Origin of the sequence: Pseudomonas citronellolis, assembly GCF_029335315.1 — a bacterium.
Classification (GTDB): domain Bacteria; phylum Pseudomonadota; class Gammaproteobacteria; order Pseudomonadales; family Pseudomonadaceae; genus Pseudomonas; species Pseudomonas citronellolis_A.
The window spans coordinates 1-18948 of the sequence record NZ_JARJLT010000178.1 but is presented as its reverse complement, the minus strand read 5'-3'; the positions used below and the strand labels follow the sequence as shown (position 1 = coordinate 18948).

Sequence of the window (18948 nt, the reverse complement as noted above, 5' to 3'; positions counted from 1 at the left end):
CCCACGTGGAATGGTTCATGAATCTCCGGCTCGGCATCAAGCTGACCGTCACCTTCGTCCTGGTTGCCCTGGTATCGGTGGTGGTCGGGGCCTTCGGCATCGCCAACATCAACAAGGTCGACGGCATGCTGGAGAGCGTCTACGCCGACCGCCTGCTGCCGATCCGCGACCTCGGTCGGGTCAAGTCGGAAACCGTGCAGCAGGCGCGGCGCATCTATGTCGCCGTGCTGCTCAACAACAACGCCGACACCACCAAGCAGCTGGAAGAGAACCAGGCTTCCGAGCGCGCCGCCGACGAGGCCTTCAGCCGCTACCGCAGTACCCAGCTGGTGGAGGCCGAGAAACGCCTGATCGCCAAGTACGACCAGCAGCTGCCGGCCTACCAGGCCTCGGTGCGCAAGGCCGTGGAACTGCTCCAGGGCGGGCACCAGGCCGAGGCCACCGTGGTGCTGCGCGACGAGACCCGCGCGCTGTACATGCCGCTGATGGAAACCCTCGACGGGCTGATCAAGGTGAACGACGACGAGGCCCAGCGGGTCAACGCCGAGTCCACCCGCGTCACCCATGACATCAGCGTGTTCATGTACAGCCTGATGGGCGCCGGCTTCGTCCTGGCGATCATCATCGGCCTGCTGGTGACGCGGATGATCATGCGCCAGGTCGGCGGCGAGCCGGCCGACGCCATGGACGCCCTGCAGCGCGTCGCCGGTGGCGACCTGACCATGGACATGCAACTGCGCCAGGGCGACAGCACCAGCATGCTGTTCAGCCTGCAGCAGATGGTGGTGAAGCTGCGCAGCATCATGGGCGACGTGCGCGTCACCGCCGACTCCCTGGCCTCGGCCTCCGAGCAGGTGGCGGCCTCGGCCCAGGCGCTGAGCCAGAACGCTTCCGAGCAGGCGGCCAACGTCGAGGAGACCAGCGCCTCGGTCGAGCAGATCGCCGCCACCGTGGCGCAGAACAGCGAGAACGCCAAGGTCACCGACGGCATGGCCAGCCAGTCGTCGAAGGACGCGGAAGAGGGCGGCTCGGCGGTGCGCGAGATGGTCGAGGCCATGCGCCAGATCGCCGACAAGATCGGCATCATCGACGACATCGCCTACCAGACCAACCTGCTGGCGCTCAACGCGGCCATCGAGGCGGCGCGCGCCGGCGACCACGGCAAGGGCTTCGCCGTAGTGGCGGCGGAAGTGCGCAAGCTGGCCGAACGCAGCCAGGTGGCGGCGCAGGAGATCGGCGCGGTGGCCGGCGACAGCGTGACCCTGGCCGAGCGCGCCGGGGCCCTGCTGGAGAAGATGGTGCCGTCGATCCGCAAGACCGCCGATCTGGTGCAGGAAATCGCCTCGGCTTCGCGCGAGCAGAACACCGGCCTGGAGCAGATCAACCTGGCGGTGACCCAGCTGGCGCAGACCACCCAGGTCAACGCCTCGGCCTCCGAAGAGCTGTCCTCCACCTCCGAGGAAATGAGCGGCCAGGCCGTGCAGCTGCAGGAGATGATCCAGTTCTTCCAGCTCAACGAACGCGCCCACGGCCGCCAGCCGGCACCGGCGCACACGTCGCACCGCGAACGAAGCCTGGCCGAGGCGCCGCGCGGTCGCAGCCCGCTGCCCAGCCGCCGGCTGCTGCACGACGAGCCGATCGACGAATCCGCTTTCACCCGTTTCTAGGAGCCCGGCCATGAGCAGTTTGCCAGTTCCGGCGGGGCGCGGCGTCGCGCGCCAGGAGGAGGGCGCGGCGACCCAGCAGTTCCTAACCCTGACCCTGGGCGAGGAGCTCTTCGCCCTGCCCATCGAGCACATCCGCGAGATCATCGAGTTCGGCGGCCTGACGCGCATCCCGCTGATGCCCGAATTCCTCCGCGGGGTGATCAACCTGCGCGGCGCGGTGGTGCCGGTGATCGACCTGGCGGTGCGCTTCGAGCGCAGCCACACGGCGATCGGCCGGCGCACCTGCATCGTCATCGTCGAGCTGGACCAGGGTTCGGGCCTGCAGCTGCTGGGCATCATCGTCGACGCGGTGAACGCCGTGCTGGCGGTGGAAGGGCACCAGGTGGAGAACCGCCCGTCGTTCGGCGCGCGCATCCGCGCCGACTTCATCTCCGGCATCCTCAAGCAGAACGAGCAGTTCATCATCGTCCTCAACATCCCCCAGGTGCTGTCCCTGGACGAGCTGGCCGAGCTGGTCGGCGCACTCGACCAGGTGGAGGGCTGAGGTGGCGCTGGCCGAAGGCGCGGTGGCGCAGGCGTCGGGGCTCGACATCGGCCTCAGCGAGCAGGAGTTCCGCCAGCTGCAGCGGTTGTTCCAGGAGCGAGTGGGCCTGCAGTTGCAGCCGGTGAAGAAGCCGCTGATCTGCGGGCGCCTGGCCAAGCGCCTGACCGCCCTGCGCATGGACAGCTACCAGGCCTACTACCAGCACCTGGTGTCGAGCGAAGGCGAGGCCGAGCTGGAGGTGGCGATCGACCTGATCACCACCCACGAGACCTATTTCTTCCGCGAACCCAAGCATTTCGAATTCCTCCAGCGCAGCATCCTCCCGAGCTTCCCGGCGAACGAGGAGCTGCGCGTGTGGAGCGCCGCCAGCTCCACCGGCGAGGAGGCCTACACCCTGGCGATGCTGCTCGACAGCGGCCGCCAACACCTGCCCTGGAGCGTGGTCGGCACCGACGTCAGCCAGCAGGTGCTGCGCAGCGCGCGCCGCGGCCTGTACGTCATGGTGCGCGGCGAGCGGATTCCCGAGCCGCTGCTCAAGCGTTACTGCCTGAAGGGCCGCGAGCGCTACGAAGGGCATTTCCTGGTCGAGCGCGAACTGCGCGAACGGGTCGAGTTCCGCCACGGCAACCTGATCAAGCCGAGCCCGGAGCTGGGGCTGTTCGACCTGATCCTGCTGCGCAACGTGCTCATCTATTTCGACATGGCCACCAAGCTGCTGGTGCTGCAGAACGTGGTCGAGCGTCTCAAGCCTGGCGGCTGGCTGATGGTCGGCCACTCCGAGGCCCTGCACGACACGGCGCTGCCGCTGGAGCTGGTGACCTCGTCGATCTACCGCAAGGTGGCGCGATGAGCCTCAAGCGCTTCCTCAACCCCGGCGGCTGGCACTTCGGTGGCGGCGATGTGCTGGTGGAGACCCTGCTCGGCCCCTGCGTGGCCATCGTGCTGTGGTTCCCCGAAGCGCGCCTGGGCGGCCTCTGCCACTTCCAGCTGCCCGGCGCGCGGCGCCTGGCCGGCCACGGCAGCGCCCTCGACGGCCGCTACGGCGACGATGCCTGGACCTGGCTGCGCCAGCAGGTACGCGCCCACGTGCTGAACCTGGAGGACGCGCAGGTGCGCCTGCTCGGCGGCGCGCGCAGCCTGACCAGCCCGACCGCGCGGCGCCACAGCGATATCGGCCGGCAGAACATCCAGTTCGTCGAGCAGCTGATGCTCGATGCCGGCCTGCAGGTCAGCGGCCGCGACCTCGGCGGCGAGGGCTACCGCTACCTGCGCCTGGACCTGGGCAGTGGCGAGCTCTGGGTGCGGCGTGGCGAGGCCCTGCAGTTCGACGCACGCAAGGAGTGCCTGCGGTGAGCATCAAGGTGATGATCGTCGACGACTCGGCGGTGATGCGCGAAGTGATGCAGCAGATCCTCGCCGCCCACGCCGACATCCAGGTGGTGGGCACCGCCATGGACCCGTTGCTGGCGCTGCAGAAGATGGAACGGGTGTGGCCCGACGTGATCCTGCTCGACGTGGAGATGCCGCGCATGGACGGCATCACCTTCCTGCGGCGCATCATGAGCACCCGGCCGACGCCGGTGGTGATCTGCTCGACGCTCACCGAAAAGGGCGCCTCGGTCACCCTGGAGGCCCTGGCCGCCGGCGCGGTGGAAGTCATCTGCAAACCCACCGCCGGCCTGCGCGACTTCCTCCAGGACAGCGCCCGCGAACTGGTCGCGGCCATCCGCACCGCCGCCCGCGCCCGCGTCCGCGCGCAACCGGCGGAGCCGCTGGTGGCGAGCGGCAAGCTCAACGCCGACGCCCTGCTGGCGTCGCCCGCCGGCGCCACCGGGCGCCTGCGCACCACCGAGAAAATCGTGGCGCTGGGCACCTCCACCGGCGGCACCCAGGCTTTGGAGCTGGTGCTCCGGCAACTGCCGCTGAACGCCCCGGCGCTGGCCATCGTGCAGCATATGCCGGAGCACTTCACCCGCAGCTTCGCCCAGCGCCTGGACAGCCTCTGCGCCATCGAAGTGCGCGAGGCGCGCGACGGCGACCGCCTGCTGCCGGGGCTGGCGCTGATCGCCCCGGGCGGGCGGCACATGCTGATCCGCCGCAGCGGCGCACAGTACCAGGTGGAAGTGCGCGACGGCCCGCTGGTCAGCCGCCACCGGCCCTCGGTGGACGTGCTGTTCCGCTCCGCCGCCGCCCAGGCCGGGCGCAACGCCCTGGGCATCATCATGACCGGCATGGGCGACGACGGCGCGCGCGGGCTCAGGGAAATGCACGACAGCGGCGCGCGCACCTGCGCCCAGGACGAAGAGAGTTGCGTGGTCTTCGGCATGCCGAAGGAGGCGATCCGCCTGGGCGGGGTCGACCGGGTACTGGCCCTGTCGGAGATCGCCGGGGAAATCACTGAATGGAGTTCGGAGAAACGATGGCAATGATCCCCGAGAGGCTGCCCGAGCACCTGCTGGTGGTCGACGACAGCGAACTGCAGCGGCTGTTCATGGTGGATCTGTGCCGCGACATGGGCATCGGCCGGGTCTACCAGGCGGTGGACGGTTTCGACGCCATCGCCAAGCTCAAGGCCAACCCGCAGATCGACACCCTCATCCTCGACCTGGAAATGCCCGGCATGGACGGCGTGCAGGTGCTCCACGAGCTGGCGCGGATGCAGCTGGAGCTGGCGGTGATCGTCGCCAGCGTGCGCGAGAGCACCCTGCTCAACGTGGTCGAGAGCCTCGGCAAGAGCCTCGGCCTGCGCCTGCTCGGCGTGCTGCAGAAGCCGGTGCTGCTCAACCACCTGGCCTCCAGCCTGAGCCGCTTCTCGGCGGTGCAACTGCGCTCGGAATGCCAGGAACCGCCGGCGGAGGGGCCGCGGCTGGACCAGCAGGACGTGAAGTGGGCGCTGCGCAACCGCGAGTTCGAGGTGTACTTCCAGCCCAAGCTCGACCTCACCGACGGCCGCCTGACCGGCGCCGAGGCCCTGGTGCGCTGGCACCACCCGGCCCACGGCCTGCTCACCCCGAACCGCTTCATCAGCCTGGTGGAGGAGGGGCCGCACATCTCCGAGCTGACCTTGCAGGTGCTCGAACTGTCGCTCGCCCACTGCCAGCGCTGGCACGCCATCGGCCTGCCGCTGAGCGTGTCGATCAACGTCTCGGCGCGCTCGCTGTCCGACTCGCTGCTGGCCGAACAGATCATCGAGCGGGTCGCCGCCAGCGGCGTGGCGCCGGCCAACGTGATCCTGGAGATCACCGAAAGCGCCCTGATGAGTGACCTCAGCACCACCCTGGGGACCCTGGCGCGCCTGCGCCTGCGTGGCTTCGGGCTGTCGGTGGACGACTACGGCACCGGCTTCTCCTGCATGCTCCAGCTGGCGCGCATCCCCTGCACCGAGCTGAAGATCGACCGCGCCTTCGTCAACGGCGCGAGCCACAGCATGCACCTGCGCATCCTGCTGGAGAGCGCCCTGGATATCGCCCGCAAGCTCAGCCTGCAGGTGGTCGCCGAGGGCGTCGAGACCCTGGAGGACTGGATCCTCCTGCGCAACCTAGGCTGCGGCCAGGCCCAGGGCTACCTGCTCGGCCGGCCGATGCCCGGCGGCGAGCTGGTGGCCTGGTGGGAAAGCAACCGCACGCGCATCCGCCAACTCGCCGGGCGGGCCGGCTGAGGCGCTCTGGCCCGCGCGCAGGACGGGCGGTACTGATGTTTTTCGGGACGCCGCCGATAAACTCCGAACATCCGGCCGTCATACCTGCGTGGTAATGGCTATTAGCCATGCAGTAAGCTTGGCCACTCTTGCTGTCAGTGCAGATGGATCTTGATGAGCAGCAATCTCGACTTCTTCGCCCAGGCCAGTGGAACCGCCAATCGACAACGGATCGGCGTGCTCTTCTATGCCGGCGTGCTGCTGGTGCTGTTGCTGCTCGGCGCGCTCACCGGCTGGAGCGTCTACCGCGACTACCGCAGCAGCACGGACCAGGTGCGGCAGAGCATCTCGGCGCTGTCGCGCTCGCTGGAGGGCTACATCAGCGCCCTGCTGGTGCAGAGCTACGGCAGCGTCTACGTGATCGCCGAGGACCTGCAGCTCGCCGACGACCCGGAGCGGGTCCTCGACATCCGCCGCGAGATGATCCAGGCCATGCGCTACGATCCGGTCTCGGCCTACCTCTTCGTCTACACCGATGGCCAGCTGTACGCCGTGGACAGCCACGGACAGCCGGCCGAAGGGAAGCTCAAGGGCCTGCTGGCGCAGCTCTCCCTCAGCGCCGGCGAGCACCCGGTGTTCGGCCGCGCCCTGCGCGACCAGGACGGCAGTGGCTACCTGCTGCCGATGTTCATCGGCCAGCGCGACGCCCAGGGCCGCGAACAGCGCATCGGCGCCCTCATCGAGACCGATCGCATCGGCGACCTGCTGCGCCGCCTCGGCCTGGCCGAGCAGATGAACGCCGGCATGATCGACAGCCACGGCACCGTGCTCTACCGCACCCCGGACACCCTGCGCTTCGTCGGCCAGCAACTGCCGGCGGACTCGCCGCTGCGCCCGCGCATCGGCCAGACCGACTTCGCCGTGGTCGAGGGACGCAGCATCAACGGCGAGAACGCCCTGTTCGCCGTGGCGCCCTCGGCGAGTTTCCCGATCCAGGCGGTGGTCGGCCAGTCCTCCGCCAGCTACCGCACGCCCTGGCTCAAACGCACCGCCTTCAGCGGCCTGCTGCTGGCCATCAGCATCATCGCCATCGGCCTGGCGGCCTGGCAGCTGCGCCGGCTGATCGGCACGCTCAGCCAGAACGGCCGCTTCTACCGGCAGCTGTTCACCGACATCAACGACGGCGTCCTGCTCATCGGCGTCGACGGCCGCGTGCAAACCGCCAACCAGCGCGCGGCGCGGATGTTCGGCGTGGAGCGGCCGGAAAACCTGGTCGGCCTGCTGCCCTCGGATCTCTCGCCGGAGCGCCAGCCCGACGGGCGCCTGTCGCTGGTGGCCAGCCGCGCCAACCTCGAAGGGTTGCTCAGCGGGCAGATGAGCGAACTGGACATCGAATGGCGCTTCCGCCGCCGCGACGACCAGCAACCCTTCGACTGCGAGGCCCACGCCACGCTGTTCCGCTGGCAACAGAACACCCTGCTGCTGCTGGTGTTGCACGACATCACCGAGCGCAAGCGCTACGTCGCCGAGCAGGAATACCTGGCCAACCACGACTCGCTCACCGGGCTGCCCAACCGCTACTGGCTGGTGCGCCATATCGAACAGCGCATTACCGACGCACCGGAGCAGCGCTTCAGCGTGCTGCTGCTGGACATGAACCGCTTCAAGGAAGTCAACGACACCCTCGGCCACCAGCATGGCGACGCGGTGCTGCAGGACGTGGGCGCGCGCCTGAGCGCCTGGCTGCACACCCAGAGCGCGGAAATCGCCCGCCTGGGCGGCGACGAGATGGCCATCGTCACCGCCGGCCCCTGCGACGAACTCGCCATCACCGGCCTGTGCCTGGGCGTGGGCCAGGTGCTGCGCCAGCCGCTCTCCGCCGGCGGCATTCCGCTGGAACTCTCGGCCAGCATCGGCGTGGCCAGCTACCCGGAGCACGGCGGCGGCCACGGCGACCTGCTGCGCTGCGCCGACATCGCCATGTACCAGGCCAAGAATGACCGCCGCGACTTCCTCCTCTACCAGCGCAGCGACGACAACTACACCCCCGAGCGCCTGGCCCTGCACACCTGGCTGGGGCGGGCGATCCGCGAAGGCGGCCTGCTGCTGCACTACCAGCCCAAGGTGCGCCTGGTCGACGGCCAGGTGGTGGGCTTCGAGGCGTTGCTGCGCTGGCAGCATCCCGAGCGCGGCATGATCCCGCCGGGTGACTTCATCCCCCTGGCCGAGTCCACCGAGCTGATCCACCCGCTCACCCACTGGGTGCTGGACGAAGCCCTGCGTCAGCTGGCGGCCTGGCGCGAGGACGGCCTGGACACCTGCATGGCCATCAACATCAGCGCCAACAACCTGCGCAACCCGCACTTCGTCAGCAACCTGCAGGCGCTGCTCGCCGAGCACGGCGTGGCCGGTTCGATGGTGGAGCTGGAAGTGACCGAAGGCACCCTGCTGGAAGACCCGGAAATGGCCCTGCGCAGCCTGCAGGCGATCCGCGACCTGGGCGTGGCCCTGTCGATCGACGACTTTGGCACCGGCTACTCCTCGCTGGCCTACCTCAAGCGGCTACCGGTGCAGGTGTTGAAGATCGACCGCACCTTCGTCTCGGGCATGGCCGACAACTTCTCCGACGCCATGATCGTGCAGTCGACCATCGCCCTGGGGCACAACTTCGGCATGCAGGTGGTCGCCGAGGGCGTGGAGAACGACGCCACCGCCGGCGCCCTGGCGCGCATGGGCTGCGACGTCGCCCAGGGCTACCACTTCGCCCGGCCGATGGCTGCCGAACAAGTGATGAGCTGGCGCCTGCAGCGCCAGTTGCAGGCGCTCGGCGTCAGCTGAGGAAGGAGCTCAGGCGCTCGCTTGCAGCGGCGCCAGCGCCGCGCTGCGAAACTCGCCCTGATGCTGGCTGGCCAGCAGCTTGATGGTCGCCGCACAGGCCCGGCTGACCGGCAGGCGATGGTTGGTGCCATGCACGCGGATGCTCGCGGCGTAGGTCTGCCAGCGGAAATTGCTGACCAGGGTGGTGCGCACCAGATGGCTGCGGTGAATCCGCGTGAAGGCCGTGCCGAACTCCTGCTCCAGGCTCTTCAGCGGCTCGTCCAGCAGCAACTGGCCGTCGCGGTGGAAGGCCGTGACGTACTTGTCGCCGGCGGAGAAATGACTGATGTCCTCCACCGCCACCTGGAACTGCATCTTGCCAATACGCGATATGAAATGACTTCTCATGGGGTGCTCCCTTGGGTGCCCCAAGCATCGCGGGTGGCCGTGATTTTGATGTGCAGGTCTTGTGAAAAATTCGTCATGCCAATGCGCGGAGGCACGAACGGCGCGGCCTGCGCGCGAAGTCGACCGAGCGTGACACGTGCGTGGCGGGATGAGCGGCCTTCCGCTTGAATAGCGCAATTGTTACGTATTTGTTAACAGACCTTTGCCTGGGGTCGGGTTCAAATCGACACCCGATCCGTCATCATGTCCGCTCTTCGCTGGGGAATAGAGCGAAGCCGCGGAAATAATCCGAAGAAAACCCATTCGATCGCTCGGCCATGACTATTACGCATGGCCGAATATTTGTTCCTGCCTACAAAAAAGCTGGCCATCACGCTTATCTCCGGCCGGCATTCCAAGACTCAAGGGGCATCGCCATGAAGCATCTCAAACGCAGCCTGCTCGTTCTCGCTGTTTCCTCCGCCGCCATGCAACTGGCCAGCGCCGAACCTTTCGTCAGCGACCAGGCCGACGCCAAGGGCTTCCTCGAAGACAGCCACCTGGACCTGCTGCTGCGCAACTTCTACTACAACCATGACGGCAAGAACCACGGCGGCGACCAGCGCGACTGGACCCAGGGCTTCTTCGCCACCTACACCTCCGGCTTCACCCAGGGCACCGTCGGCTTCGGCGTCGACGCGTACGGTTACCTGGGCGTGAAGCTCGACGGTGGCAGCGGCACCGCCGGCACCGGCAACCTGCCGGTGGACCGCCATGGCAACCCCGAGGACGACTACGGCAAGGCCGGTGGCGCGCTCAAGGTGCGCATCTCCAAGACCGAGCTGAAATTCGGCGACATGCAGCCCGTGGCCCCGGTGTTCGCCGCCGGCGGCACCCGCATGATGCCGCAGACCGCCAAGGGCTTCGCGCTGATGAGCAGCGAGCTGGAAGGCCTGGACCTGGAAGCCGGCCACTACACCGCCGGCACCGGCCCGGTGACCACCAGCCACACCGGCGGCCTGTGGGCCACCTACGCCAACGTCGAGGCCGACAGCGCCGACTTCGTCGGCGGCCGCTACGCCGTCACCCCGGACCTCAGCGTGTCGCTGTACGGCGCCGAGCTGGAAGACATCTGGCGCCAGTACTACGGCAACGTGAACTACACCCTGGCCCTGGGCGGCCAGCAGTCGCTGGGCTTCGACTTCAACATCTACCGCACCAACGACTACGGCCAGGCCAAGGCCGGTCGCATCGACAACACCGCCTGGTCGTTCGCCACCGCCTACTCCTTCCTGCAGGCGCACACCGTCACCCTGGCCTTCCAGAAAGTGCAGGGCGACACCCCGTTCGACTACATCGGCTTCGGCGACAACGGCGCGGGCGGCGCGGGTGACTCGATCTTCCTCGCCAACTCGGTGCAGTACTCCGACTTCAACGGCCCGGGCGAGCGCTCCTGGCAGGTTCGCTACGACCTGGCGATGGACACCTACGGCGTACCGGGCCTGAGCTTCATGACCCGCTACATCAACGGCAGCAACATCGACGGCGAGCACATGGCCGCCGACAGCCCCTACCGCAACTACGCCGACACCGGCTACGGCAAGGACGGCAGCCACCACGAAACCAACTTCGAGGCCAAGTACGTGGTCCAGTCCGGCCCGGCCAAGGACCTGTCCCTGCGCCTGCGCCAGGCCTTCCACCGCGCCAACGCCGACCAGGCCGAAGGCGACAACAACGAACTGCGCCTGATCATCGACTACCCGCTGTCGATCCTCTGACGGCAAACGGAACCTCGGGAACTTCGCCGCCGGTTAACGGCGAATTCCCGAAAGTTCCCAGCGGATTGTTGCATTGAGGCAGAAGGTGTATCCCCGCCCAGGGGATTTATCCACCTACCGGCAACCGCTAAGGTAACCAGCATCGCATTCGGGGGATTTCCCAGTGGCAATCCCCGAATCCTGGCTCCTGACGTTGATTTAATCGTGATTGCTCAATTCAACGTCCTTCAAGCCGCTCCGCCTGGAGCGGCTTTTTTTATGCCCAGGAAAAAGCCCCGACGGGGCGGGGACTTCAGGGGAAGGCGCAGTGCTTACTGAATCAGAGTGAGGTCGATGCCTTCGGGCTTCAGCTTGAGCAGCAGTACGTCGTAGTAGAACGCCAGTGCGCCAAAGCCGACACAAAATGCCAGCGTGGTAAGCGTCATGCCAACCATACCTTCGCGACTGAAGACGCCGAACAGACCGAAGAGGAAGCCGAACAGGAACAACCCTGACAACAGCTTGCAGATCAGCAGGACAAGGCCTCGGAAGGTATAGAGCAGGTGGAACAGAACGGTCTTGATGACGCGCATGGCGACCTCCGTGTCGTGGATGAAAGCTGTGCCAAGTCGGGCGGCTGAATGAACGGGATTATGCCCAGTCGCGGGTAAACGCCAGGTCACCCGGCGGCGCACCGTTCTGTGGGAAACCTCCCGAATATTCCAGTTGCAATGGGGCGTCCCGCCTTCCTTCATTCTGATATCCGGGTTTCGATACAGCGGCTTGCCCGCTGATTCGCGCAGGACGCTGAGAACAGTCTGCTAGTAGGAGAGGCACGGATCGCCCATCCTGACGCCGCTAATGAAACTCCCATGCTTCTGCGTGGGCGCTATCGGTTCGCCGCAACTGGGAGGGATTTATCGATGGCCAAGAGGTTTACCGACCTGCGGGCGAAAATGCCGTGAGAGGCCCAGGCCCGTATCGAAGCCAAGGCCCAGGCCCTGCTGGCCGAATTGCAACTGCACGAACTCCGCCCGGCGCGAGGGCTCTCGCAGAAGGACCTCTCCGAAAGGCTGCACGTGCAACAGCCCTCCATCGCCAAGAAGTAGCGGCGCGCGGACATGTACATATCCACCCTGCGCAGTCATATCGAGGCCATGGCGGTCAGCCCGAAGTCACCGCCCGTTTTCCGGAAAGGGCAGTGAAGGTCAGCAATTTTGCGGATCTAGATGAGGCGGTGGTCTGAAGTAGAGCTACCTGCTGTGCTCGGGACTGCTCTGCCCAATCTCCGGCATCACCTCTCCCGTACTCAACCACCAGCGGTATTGCGGATAGAGCTTGCCGAGGATTTCGATTTCGTCGGCGCCTACCCGCGCTTTTCCGCGCTTGATGCTTACCCAGCGGTTGTAGTCCGTGTCGCCGGCTCGGGTGAGCTCGGTCAGGCTGCTCTGGCCAATCAGTAGAAGCGCTCGCTCGGTGATGCTCATTCAATCGTACGGGTGGTGTGGATGAGTTTACTTAAGCGAGTTGTGGCCGGCTTAGGTGCCTTGTTGAGACGCGCCGATTTCAGGCTGTGTCTGCCCAACCTCCGGCGCCACCTGTCCACTCGCCAGCCAAAGCGCGTACTGCGGATACAAGCGCACCAGCGCTTCCACTTCCTGCGTGCTGATCCGGGTGCGCTTGTCGTAGCGAACCGTTCGCCAGCGCGTGCCGCTGATCTCGGTGCGTCTCACCAGTTCGTCCAGGCCTGTCTTGTCGACAAGCGCTCTCACTCTGTCGTCTATCGATTCCATGCGAAATAGTATTTTACATTTGTAATATACAAATACCCCTATGTCTTTCGTATATTACAAAAACGGGTGGGGTAAGCCTTCTGGGTTGAGGAGCCCGGCGCCGCTGAATCACGCCCGAATAGTGCAGCAAAACACCTTGGAGATGGAAGAAAGCCACCTTAGGAGGAAGTGCCATGAAACAACCGGACCTGAAACTCGACCTGTGCACTACCGAAGTCTTCGCGCGGATGTGCGCCTTGCCGGTGGGAACGGTAGATGAGTGGATCGAGGCTGGGGTGCTGCCCAGCAGGACGATTTCCGGCATTTGCCTGGTCGATCTGCGGACTTTCGTTGCCGCGCAGAGTGGCGGCGGGAAGGCGGATTCGGCGCGAGTGGATCGAACCAGGTGAGGGAGAGAAGGGGAGTTGCCTAACCTGCGGACACAAAAAAGGCACTTGCCTCGCGGCAAGTGCCTTTTCTGGATTTTGGTGGAGCCGGGGGGATTTGAACCCCCGTCCGCCAGCTCTCCGCTATTGGTTCTACATGCTTAGCCATCTCTACTGAGTTAACTCCGCGCCGCCCGAGTGGCAGGGTGCTTGGAGCGAGCTGTATGAGTTTTAGCCGTTACGCCTACAGCAAACTTGGCGGCGATCCTGTTCTATCTGACAGACCAAATCTTCGGGTTTACAGGCATCCCCTAGGGTCTGCTGGCGCCCTTAGGCGGCCAGAGCGTAGTTGTCGTCGTTGGCAACTATAAAGTTGTGGCAGCGGATTTACGAGAACTGTCACCTACTCGGCATGCCCCTCAAGTTTTGTTACCGGCGTCGAATCCTAATCGGCCCCAAGAACCTTTGGAGGTCCCGGCCAGTGTACGGCAAAGCCCCCTGCGAGTCCACCCGGGGGCCTTGCAAGTACCTGTCAGCTCAGGAGTTTCAGCACGGCCTCGGCCACCGCTTCGCTGGATGCGGGGTTCTGCCCGGTGATCAGCAGGCGGTCGACTTCCACGTGGCTCTGCCAGTTGTCGGCCTTGGCGTAGCGGCCGCCGTTGGCCTTGAGCTCGTTCTGTACCAGGAAGGGCACGACATGGGTCAGGCCCACCGCTTCTTCCTCGCTGTTGGAGAAGCCGGTGACGTGGCGCCCTTCCACCAGCGGGCGGCCGTCGGCGGCCTTGGCGTGGCGCAGCACGCCGGGGGCGTGGCAGACCGCCGAGACCGGCTTGCCGGCGTTGGCGAAGGACTCGATGAGGGCGATGGAGTCCTTGTCCTCGGCCAGGTCCCACAGCGGGCCGTGGCCGCCGGGGTAGAAGATGGCGTCGTAGTCGGCTTCGCTGACCTCGCCGAGCCGTCGGGTGCTGGCCAGCGCGGCCTGGGCCGCCGGGTCCTGGCGGAAGCGCTCGGTGGCCGGCGTCTGTGCGTCGGGCTCGTCGCTCTTCGGGTCCAGCGGCGGCTGGCCGCCCTTGGGCGAGGCCAGCGTCAGCTCGGCGCCGGCGTCCTTGAACACGTAGTAGGGTGCAGCGAATTCCTCCAACCAGAATCCGGTTTTCTTGCCGGTGTCGCCCAGTTGGTCGTGGGAGGTGAGGACTACCAGGATCTTCATGGCCACTCCTTGCTTGTAGCGGTATGACGGCAGGCGCCGGCCGGGCGCCTGGCGGAACCGTCAGTTTAGGCGCTGCGCCGTGGCTTGCACGGCGCGGCGCTTCCGCTCAGCGGCTGAGGGTGATGGCGAGGTAGGCGACGTAGAGCGCGCCGTTGACCAGCAGCACCCAGGCGGCGATGCCGTCGCGGCGCGCGTTGAGGCGTATCCAGAGCGCCGCGCCCAGGGTCACCAGCACCCCGGTGAGCACTTCCACGCGCGGCTGCCAGGGCGTCAGCAGGATGCCGATGGCCGGCAGCAGGGTGCCCTGGAAGACCATGGCGCCGGTGATGTTGCCGAAGGCCAGGGTGTCCTTGCCGCGGCGCACCCAGAGGATGCTGTTGACCTTCTCCGGCAGCTCGGTGGCGATCGGGATGATCAGCAGCGACAGCAGCAGCGCGGAGACCCCGAGCAGGTTCGACAGGCCTTCCACGCCATGGATGAAGCCCTTGGCGCCGAGCACCAGCAGGGCCAGGCCCAGCAGCAGCTGCACGGCGATGGTCAGGGCGTTGGTCGGCAGGCCCAGGCGCGACAGCAGCATGGGGTTTTCCGCTTCGGTGCCGTGGCCGTCTTCCACCAGGTCGCGGGAGGCGCGGATGGTCAGGGTTATGTAGCCGATGTAGGTGAGCACCAGCAGCACGCTCAGGCCGATGCGGTAGCTGTGCAACTGCGAGGGTACGAACATCGCCACGGTGGCCAGGCAGAAGGCCAGGAGGAAGAAGTTCAGGTCGCGCAGCAGGCCGCTGCGCTCGGGCACCAGGCGCCCGCGCAGGCCGCGGCGGCCGATGACGAAGCAGGCCATCAGGCAGGCGGAGAGGGTGGAGAGCATCAGCGGTGCGCCGAGGATGGCGCCCACCCCGACTTCTTCGTTGACCGTGGCGTTGCTGGTGCCGGCGAGCAGCGCCAGCAGCGGCACCAGGGTTTCCGGCAGGGCGGTGCCGATGGCGGCGAACAGCGAGCCGGTGACGCCTTCGGAGATGCCCAGGCGCTCGCCGAAGTGTTCCAGGGCGTTGGTGAAGAGCTCGGCGGCGACCAGGATCAGCAGCAGCATGCCGAGCAGTTCGAGGACGAAGGTCAGCATGTGGCGCGCTCCCCGGTGACGGAGGGCGAGGGGCGATGGAGGCGGTGCATCACGGTGGAACTCCCGGCCGGTGTAGTACCCATGACCATGCGCCTCCCCGGCCGTTGCGGAGGTTGCATGGTCAAAGGTCTTGCCAGGCTTGCGCTGATCACACCATGGCCTGCGGGCCAAGGATGTTGGCGTGATCCCCTCCGGCTCTGCCGGGGCGGGCGGCTACTCCCCAATGACGCCGGGCATTCTAGCGGAATGCCCGGATGGCTCAAGGGGTTGTTTCACCATGTGTCGATAAGCGGGCGTTTCTTGCCGCTGCGTTTTTCCGGGCGCGGCGTCGAGGCCAGGCCGCGCAGCAGCCAGCGGCGCGTCTCGGCCGGGTCGATGACGTCGTCGATCTCGAGGAAGCTGGCCATGTTCAGGCCTTTGCCGTGGCGGTAGGCGGCGGCGACCATCTTGTCGAACAGCTTCTGCTGCTCCGCCGGGTCTTCCACGGCCGCCAGCTCCTTGGCGTAGCCCAGGCGCACCGCGCCCTCCAGGCCCATGGCGCCGAACTCGCCGCTGGGCCAGGCGATGCTGAACAGCGAGGCGTGGAAGCCACCGGCGGCCATGGCCATGGCGCCCAGGCCGTAGCCCTTGCGCAGGACCACGGTGAAGAAGGGCACGCTGAGGCTGGCGGCGGTGACGAACATGCGCGAGACGTGGCGCACCGTACCCTGTTTCTCCGCCTCCGGGCCGACCATGAAGCCGGGGGTGTCGCACAGCGAGAGCATCGGCAGGTCGAAGGCGTCGCACAGCTGCATGAAGCGCGCGGCCTTGTCGCCGGCCACGGCGTCGATGGCGCCGCCCAGGTGCGTGGGGTTGTTGGCGATCAGGCCGAAGGGCTTGCCCTCGATGCGCACCAGCGCGGTGATCATGCCCGGGGCGAACTGCCGGCGCAGTTCCAGCACCGAGCCGGCGTCGGCCAGGGTGGCGATGACCTGGCGCATGTCGTAGGCGCGCAGGCGGTTTTCCGGTACGGCGTGGCGCAGGTGGCGCTGGTCGGCGCACTGCCAGTCGCGCACGTCGCCCTGGAAGTAGGAGAGGTACTGGCGGGCGACGCGGGTGGCTTCGGCTTCGTCTTCCACCAGCACGTCGATCACGCCGTTGGGGGCCTGCACGTGGCTCGGCCCGACGTCCTCGGCGGCGTAGCGGCCCAGGCCGCCGCCCTCGATCATCGCTGGGCCGGCCATGCCGATGCTGCTGTCGCGGGTGGCGATGATGACGTCGCAGCAGCCGAGCAGCGCGGCGTTGCCGGCGAAGCAGCGGCCGGCGGCCACGCCCACCAGCGGCACCAGCCCGGAGAGTCTGGCCATGCCCATGAAGGTGGCGCAGTCCAGCCCGGCCACGCCCAGGTAGTCGCTGTCGCCCGGCCGCCCGCCACCGCCTTCGGCGTAGAGCACCAGGGGGATGCGCCACTGCTCGGCGAGCTGCAGCATGCGGTCGCTCTTCTTGTGGTTCATCACGCCCTGGGTGCCAGCGAACACCGTGTAGTCGTAGGCGATGGCCAGGCAGCGCGCGGCCTCGTCGCCGAACTGCGCGGCGTTGACGCTGCCCAGGCCGGTGACCAGGCCGTCGGCCGGACTGATCGCCTGGAGTTCTTCCAGGCTGCGCCGGCGCCGTTGCGCGGCGATGGCCAGGGCGCCGTATTCGATGAAGCTGCCGGGGTCGAGCAGGTCGTCGAGGTTTTCCCGCGCGCTGCGCTTGCCGGCGGCATGGCGCTTGGCGATGGCTTCCGGGCGCCGCGCGTCGAGGCCGATGGCGTGGCGTTCGATGACTTCGGCGAGGTCGGCGCGCAGGTACTCCAGGTCCAGCTCGCTGGCGCTGTCCTGTTCCTGCCTGGCGACGTCCGCCGGCTCGATGAACAGCAGCGCGGCGCCCGGGTCGAGGCTGTCGCCGGGGGCGGCGGCAAGGCTGTGGACGATGCCGCTGGCTTCGGCCTTGATCTCGATTTCCATCTTCATCGCTTCGACGATGGCGATCACCTGGCCGCTGGCCACGGCGTCACCGGGCCCGGCCAGCAGGCTGACCAGCACGCCGGCGCTGGGTGCGCCGAGCGCCAGGCAACCGGCCGGCGCGGCCTGGCTGTGGGTTTCCTGCGCGCCGGCGGCGTCGCCCAGCCAGCGGTGCGGGTGGGCCTCGTCGGCCAGCAACTCCGCCGCGTGGGTTTCGATGAAGCGGGTGCCCACGCGGTTCTCCACCAGCTCCGGGCGGCGCAGCAGGTTGAGCAGGAGCGGGATATTGTTGGCCACGCCTTCCAGGCGGAATTCGCAGAGCGCCCGGTAGGCCTTGCGCAGGGCCTGTGGATAATCCGCCGCCTGGACGATCAGCTTGGCCAGCAGCGAGTCGTAGCCGGTGCTGGCGCGGTAGCCGGGGTAGCCGTAGCCGTCCACGCGCAGGCCGGGGCCGCTGGGCGGCTGGTAGGCCTGCAGCACGCCGCTGGCCGGCTGCGGGCTGCCGTCGGCGGCGAGGCTTTCCAGGTTGATCCGCAGTTGCACGGCGAAGCCGCGCGGGGCGGGAATCTCGGCCTGGCGCAGGTTCAGTTCGGCGAGGCTGGCGCCAGCGGCGATGCGCAGCTGGGCCTGGACCAGGTCGATGCCGGTGACCGCCTCGGTGACGGTGTGCTCTACCTGCAGGCGCGGGTTGGCTTCCATGAACAGGAAGTCGCCGCTGTCTTCGTCGAGGAGGAATTCGAAGGTGCCCAGGCCGCGATAGCGCACCGCTTCGGCCAGGCGCACGGCGGCTGTGGCGATGGCCCCGCGCAGGCGCGGGTGCAGGCCGGGGCTGGGGGCGATTTCCAGGAGCTTCTGGTTGCGCCGCTGCAGGCTGCAGTCGCGCTCCCACAGGTGGCTGACCTGGCCGCTGCCGTCGCCGATCACCTGCACTTCGATGTGCCGCGCGCGCTCGATCAGGCGCTCGACGTAGAGCGCGTCGTTGCCGAAGGCGGCGCGCGCCTCGGATTGGCAGCGGGCGTAGGCCTCGGCGATTTCCTCGCGCGAGCGCACCGCGCGCATGCCGCGCCCGCCGCCGCCGGCCAGGGCCTTGATCATCATCCCGGCGCCGGCCGGCAGCTGGGCGAAGAAGCGTTCGGCGTCCGCCAGGCTGGTGGCGCGGTTGGTGCCGGCGGCCAGGGCCACGCCGTGCTGGCTGGCCAGCTCGCGGGCGCGGGCCTTGTCGCCCAGTTGTTCCAGCACCTCGGCGTCGGGCCCGACGAAACGCAGCCCGGCCGCTTCGCAGCGGCGGGCGAACTCGGCGTTCTCGGAGAGGAAGCCATAGCCCGGGTGCACGGCGTCGCAGCCCTGGGCCAGCGCCACTTCGATCAGCTGGGCGATGTCCAGGTAGGCCGCCGCGCCGCGCCCGCGCAGGGCCACGGCCTGGTCGGCCTGGCGCGTGTGCAGCGAGGCGGCGTCGTCTTCGGCGTACACCGCCACGCTGCGCAGGCCGAGTTCGGCGGCGGCGCGGGCGATGCGGATGGCGATTTCGCCACGGTTGGCGATCAGCAGGGAGGCGATGGGCATGGGCGATTCCGCTTGTCGTTCTTCTGGCGGGGAAATCGCTCCATCTTAGGGATGAGGCGGGGGATCGATACGAAACCGGGTCTGGCGAATGACGGACACTTCGCCG

Annotated in this window: 16 protein-coding genes, 1 other RNA gene and 1 riboswitch; of the genes, 9 read left to right on the top strand and 8 right to left on the bottom strand. The window is 67.4% G+C overall.

The genetic code is table 11. The features are described 5' to 3' along the window. Positions 1-17: 17 nt before the first annotated feature. The 7 genes from P3W75_RS14120 (at position 18) to P3W75_RS14090 (ending at position 8686) form a co-directional block, all read left to right on the top strand. Positions 18-1667, top strand: coding sequence for a methyl-accepting chemotaxis protein (locus tag P3W75_RS14120; RefSeq protein ID WP_276227981.1), 1650 nt, complete (start codon positions 18-20; stop codon positions 1665-1667). Between the two features lie 10 nt (positions 1668-1677). Continuing rightward, the gene (locus P3W75_RS14115; RefSeq protein ID WP_276227980.1) at positions 1678-2211 is read left to right on the top strand and encodes a chemotaxis protein CheW; all 534 of its coding nucleotides are present in this window, start codon (positions 1678-1680) and stop codon (positions 2209-2211) included. Between the two features lies 1 nt (position 2212). Next, entirely contained in the window at positions 2213-3061 is an 849-nt protein-coding gene (locus P3W75_RS14110) for a CheR family methyltransferase (protein WP_276227979.1), read from the top strand. After that, entirely contained in the window at positions 3058-3564 is a 507-nt protein-coding gene (locus tag P3W75_RS14105; protein ID WP_276227978.1) for a chemotaxis protein CheD, read from the top strand. The genes P3W75_RS14110 and P3W75_RS14105 overlap by 4 nt, the downstream gene beginning before the upstream one ends. Next, positions 3552-4640: a protein-glutamate methylesterase/protein-glutamine glutaminase gene (locus P3W75_RS14100; RefSeq protein WP_276227977.1), complete on the top strand. Its 1089-nt coding sequence runs from the start codon at positions 3552-3554 to the stop codon at positions 4638-4640. The genes P3W75_RS14105 and P3W75_RS14100 overlap by 13 nt, the downstream gene beginning before the upstream one ends. After that, on the top strand, positions 4631-5869 hold the full coding sequence (locus tag P3W75_RS14095) for an EAL domain-containing response regulator (RefSeq protein ID WP_276227976.1): 1239 nt from the start codon (positions 4631-4633) through the stop codon (positions 5867-5869). The genes P3W75_RS14100 and P3W75_RS14095 overlap by 10 nt, the downstream gene beginning before the upstream one ends. 153 nt (positions 5870-6022) lie before the next feature. Continuing rightward, a complete protein-coding gene (locus P3W75_RS14090; protein WP_276227975.1) occupies positions 6023-8686 on the top strand; it encodes a bifunctional diguanylate cyclase/phosphodiesterase in 2664 nt (887 codons plus the stop codon). 9 nt (positions 8687-8695) lie between these two features. Here the strand turns inward: P3W75_RS14090 and P3W75_RS14085 are convergent, their stop codons facing one another. Further along, positions 8696-9073 (bottom strand): LytR/AlgR family response regulator transcription factor, encoded by a 378-nt coding sequence (locus P3W75_RS14085; RefSeq protein WP_276227974.1) that lies wholly within the window; start codon positions 9071-9073, stop codon positions 8696-8698. A gap of 416 nt (positions 9074-9489) precedes the next feature. Between P3W75_RS14085 and P3W75_RS14080 the strand changes: the two genes are divergently transcribed. Beyond that, positions 9490-10830 (top strand): OprD family porin, encoded by a 1341-nt coding sequence (locus tag P3W75_RS14080; RefSeq protein ID WP_276227973.1) that lies wholly within the window; start codon positions 9490-9492, stop codon positions 10828-10830. Positions 10831-11141: 311 nt separating this feature from the next. Here the strand turns inward: P3W75_RS14080 and P3W75_RS14075 are convergent, their stop codons facing one another. From P3W75_RS14075 to P3W75_RS14065, 3 genes are all read right to left on the bottom strand, one after another. Then, complete coding sequence (locus P3W75_RS14075; protein WP_276227972.1) at positions 11142-11402, bottom strand: hypothetical protein; 261 nt, start codon at positions 11400-11402, stop codon at positions 11142-11144. 660 nt (positions 11403-12062) lie between these two features. Continuing rightward, positions 12063-12296 (bottom strand): DNA-binding protein, encoded by a 234-nt coding sequence (locus tag P3W75_RS14070; RefSeq protein WP_276227971.1) that lies wholly within the window; start codon positions 12294-12296, stop codon positions 12063-12065. A 51-nt stretch (positions 12297-12347) separates the two neighbouring features. Then, positions 12348-12602 (bottom strand): hypothetical protein, encoded by a 255-nt coding sequence (locus tag P3W75_RS14065; RefSeq protein WP_276227970.1) that lies wholly within the window; start codon positions 12600-12602, stop codon positions 12348-12350. A 173-nt stretch (positions 12603-12775) separates the two neighbouring features. On the opposite strand from P3W75_RS14065, the gene P3W75_RS14060 reads away from it, so the two are divergent. Further along, complete coding sequence (locus P3W75_RS14060; RefSeq protein WP_276227969.1) at positions 12776-12991, top strand: hypothetical protein; 216 nt, start codon at positions 12776-12778, stop codon at positions 12989-12991. Positions 12992-13067: 76 nt separating this feature from the next. Here P3W75_RS14060 and ssrA read toward each other — a convergent pair. From ssrA to P3W75_RS14040, 4 genes are all read right to left on the bottom strand, one after another. Then, positions 13068-13424, bottom strand: a transfer-messenger RNA (tmRNA) gene (ssrA, locus tag P3W75_RS14055). Positions 13425-13499: 75 nt separating this feature from the next. Then, complete coding sequence (locus P3W75_RS14050; protein WP_276227968.1) at positions 13500-14177, bottom strand: type 1 glutamine amidotransferase domain-containing protein; 678 nt, start codon at positions 14175-14177, stop codon at positions 13500-13502. Positions 14178-14283: 106 nt separating this feature from the next. Then, positions 14284-15294 carry a sodium:calcium antiporter gene (locus tag P3W75_RS14045; protein ID WP_276227967.1) on the bottom strand — a complete coding sequence of 337 codons (1011 nt, stop codon included), beginning with the start codon at positions 15292-15294 and terminating at the stop codon, positions 14284-14286. Positions 15295-15357: 63 nt separating this feature from the next. Beyond that, positions 15358-15528, bottom strand: a riboswitch (yybP-ykoY riboswitch). A gap of 38 nt (positions 15529-15566) precedes the next feature. Continuing rightward, positions 15567-18842, bottom strand: coding sequence for an acetyl-CoA carboxylase family protein (locus tag P3W75_RS14040; protein ID WP_276227966.1), 3276 nt, complete (start codon positions 18840-18842; stop codon positions 15567-15569). Positions 18843-18948 lie beyond the last annotated feature (106 nt).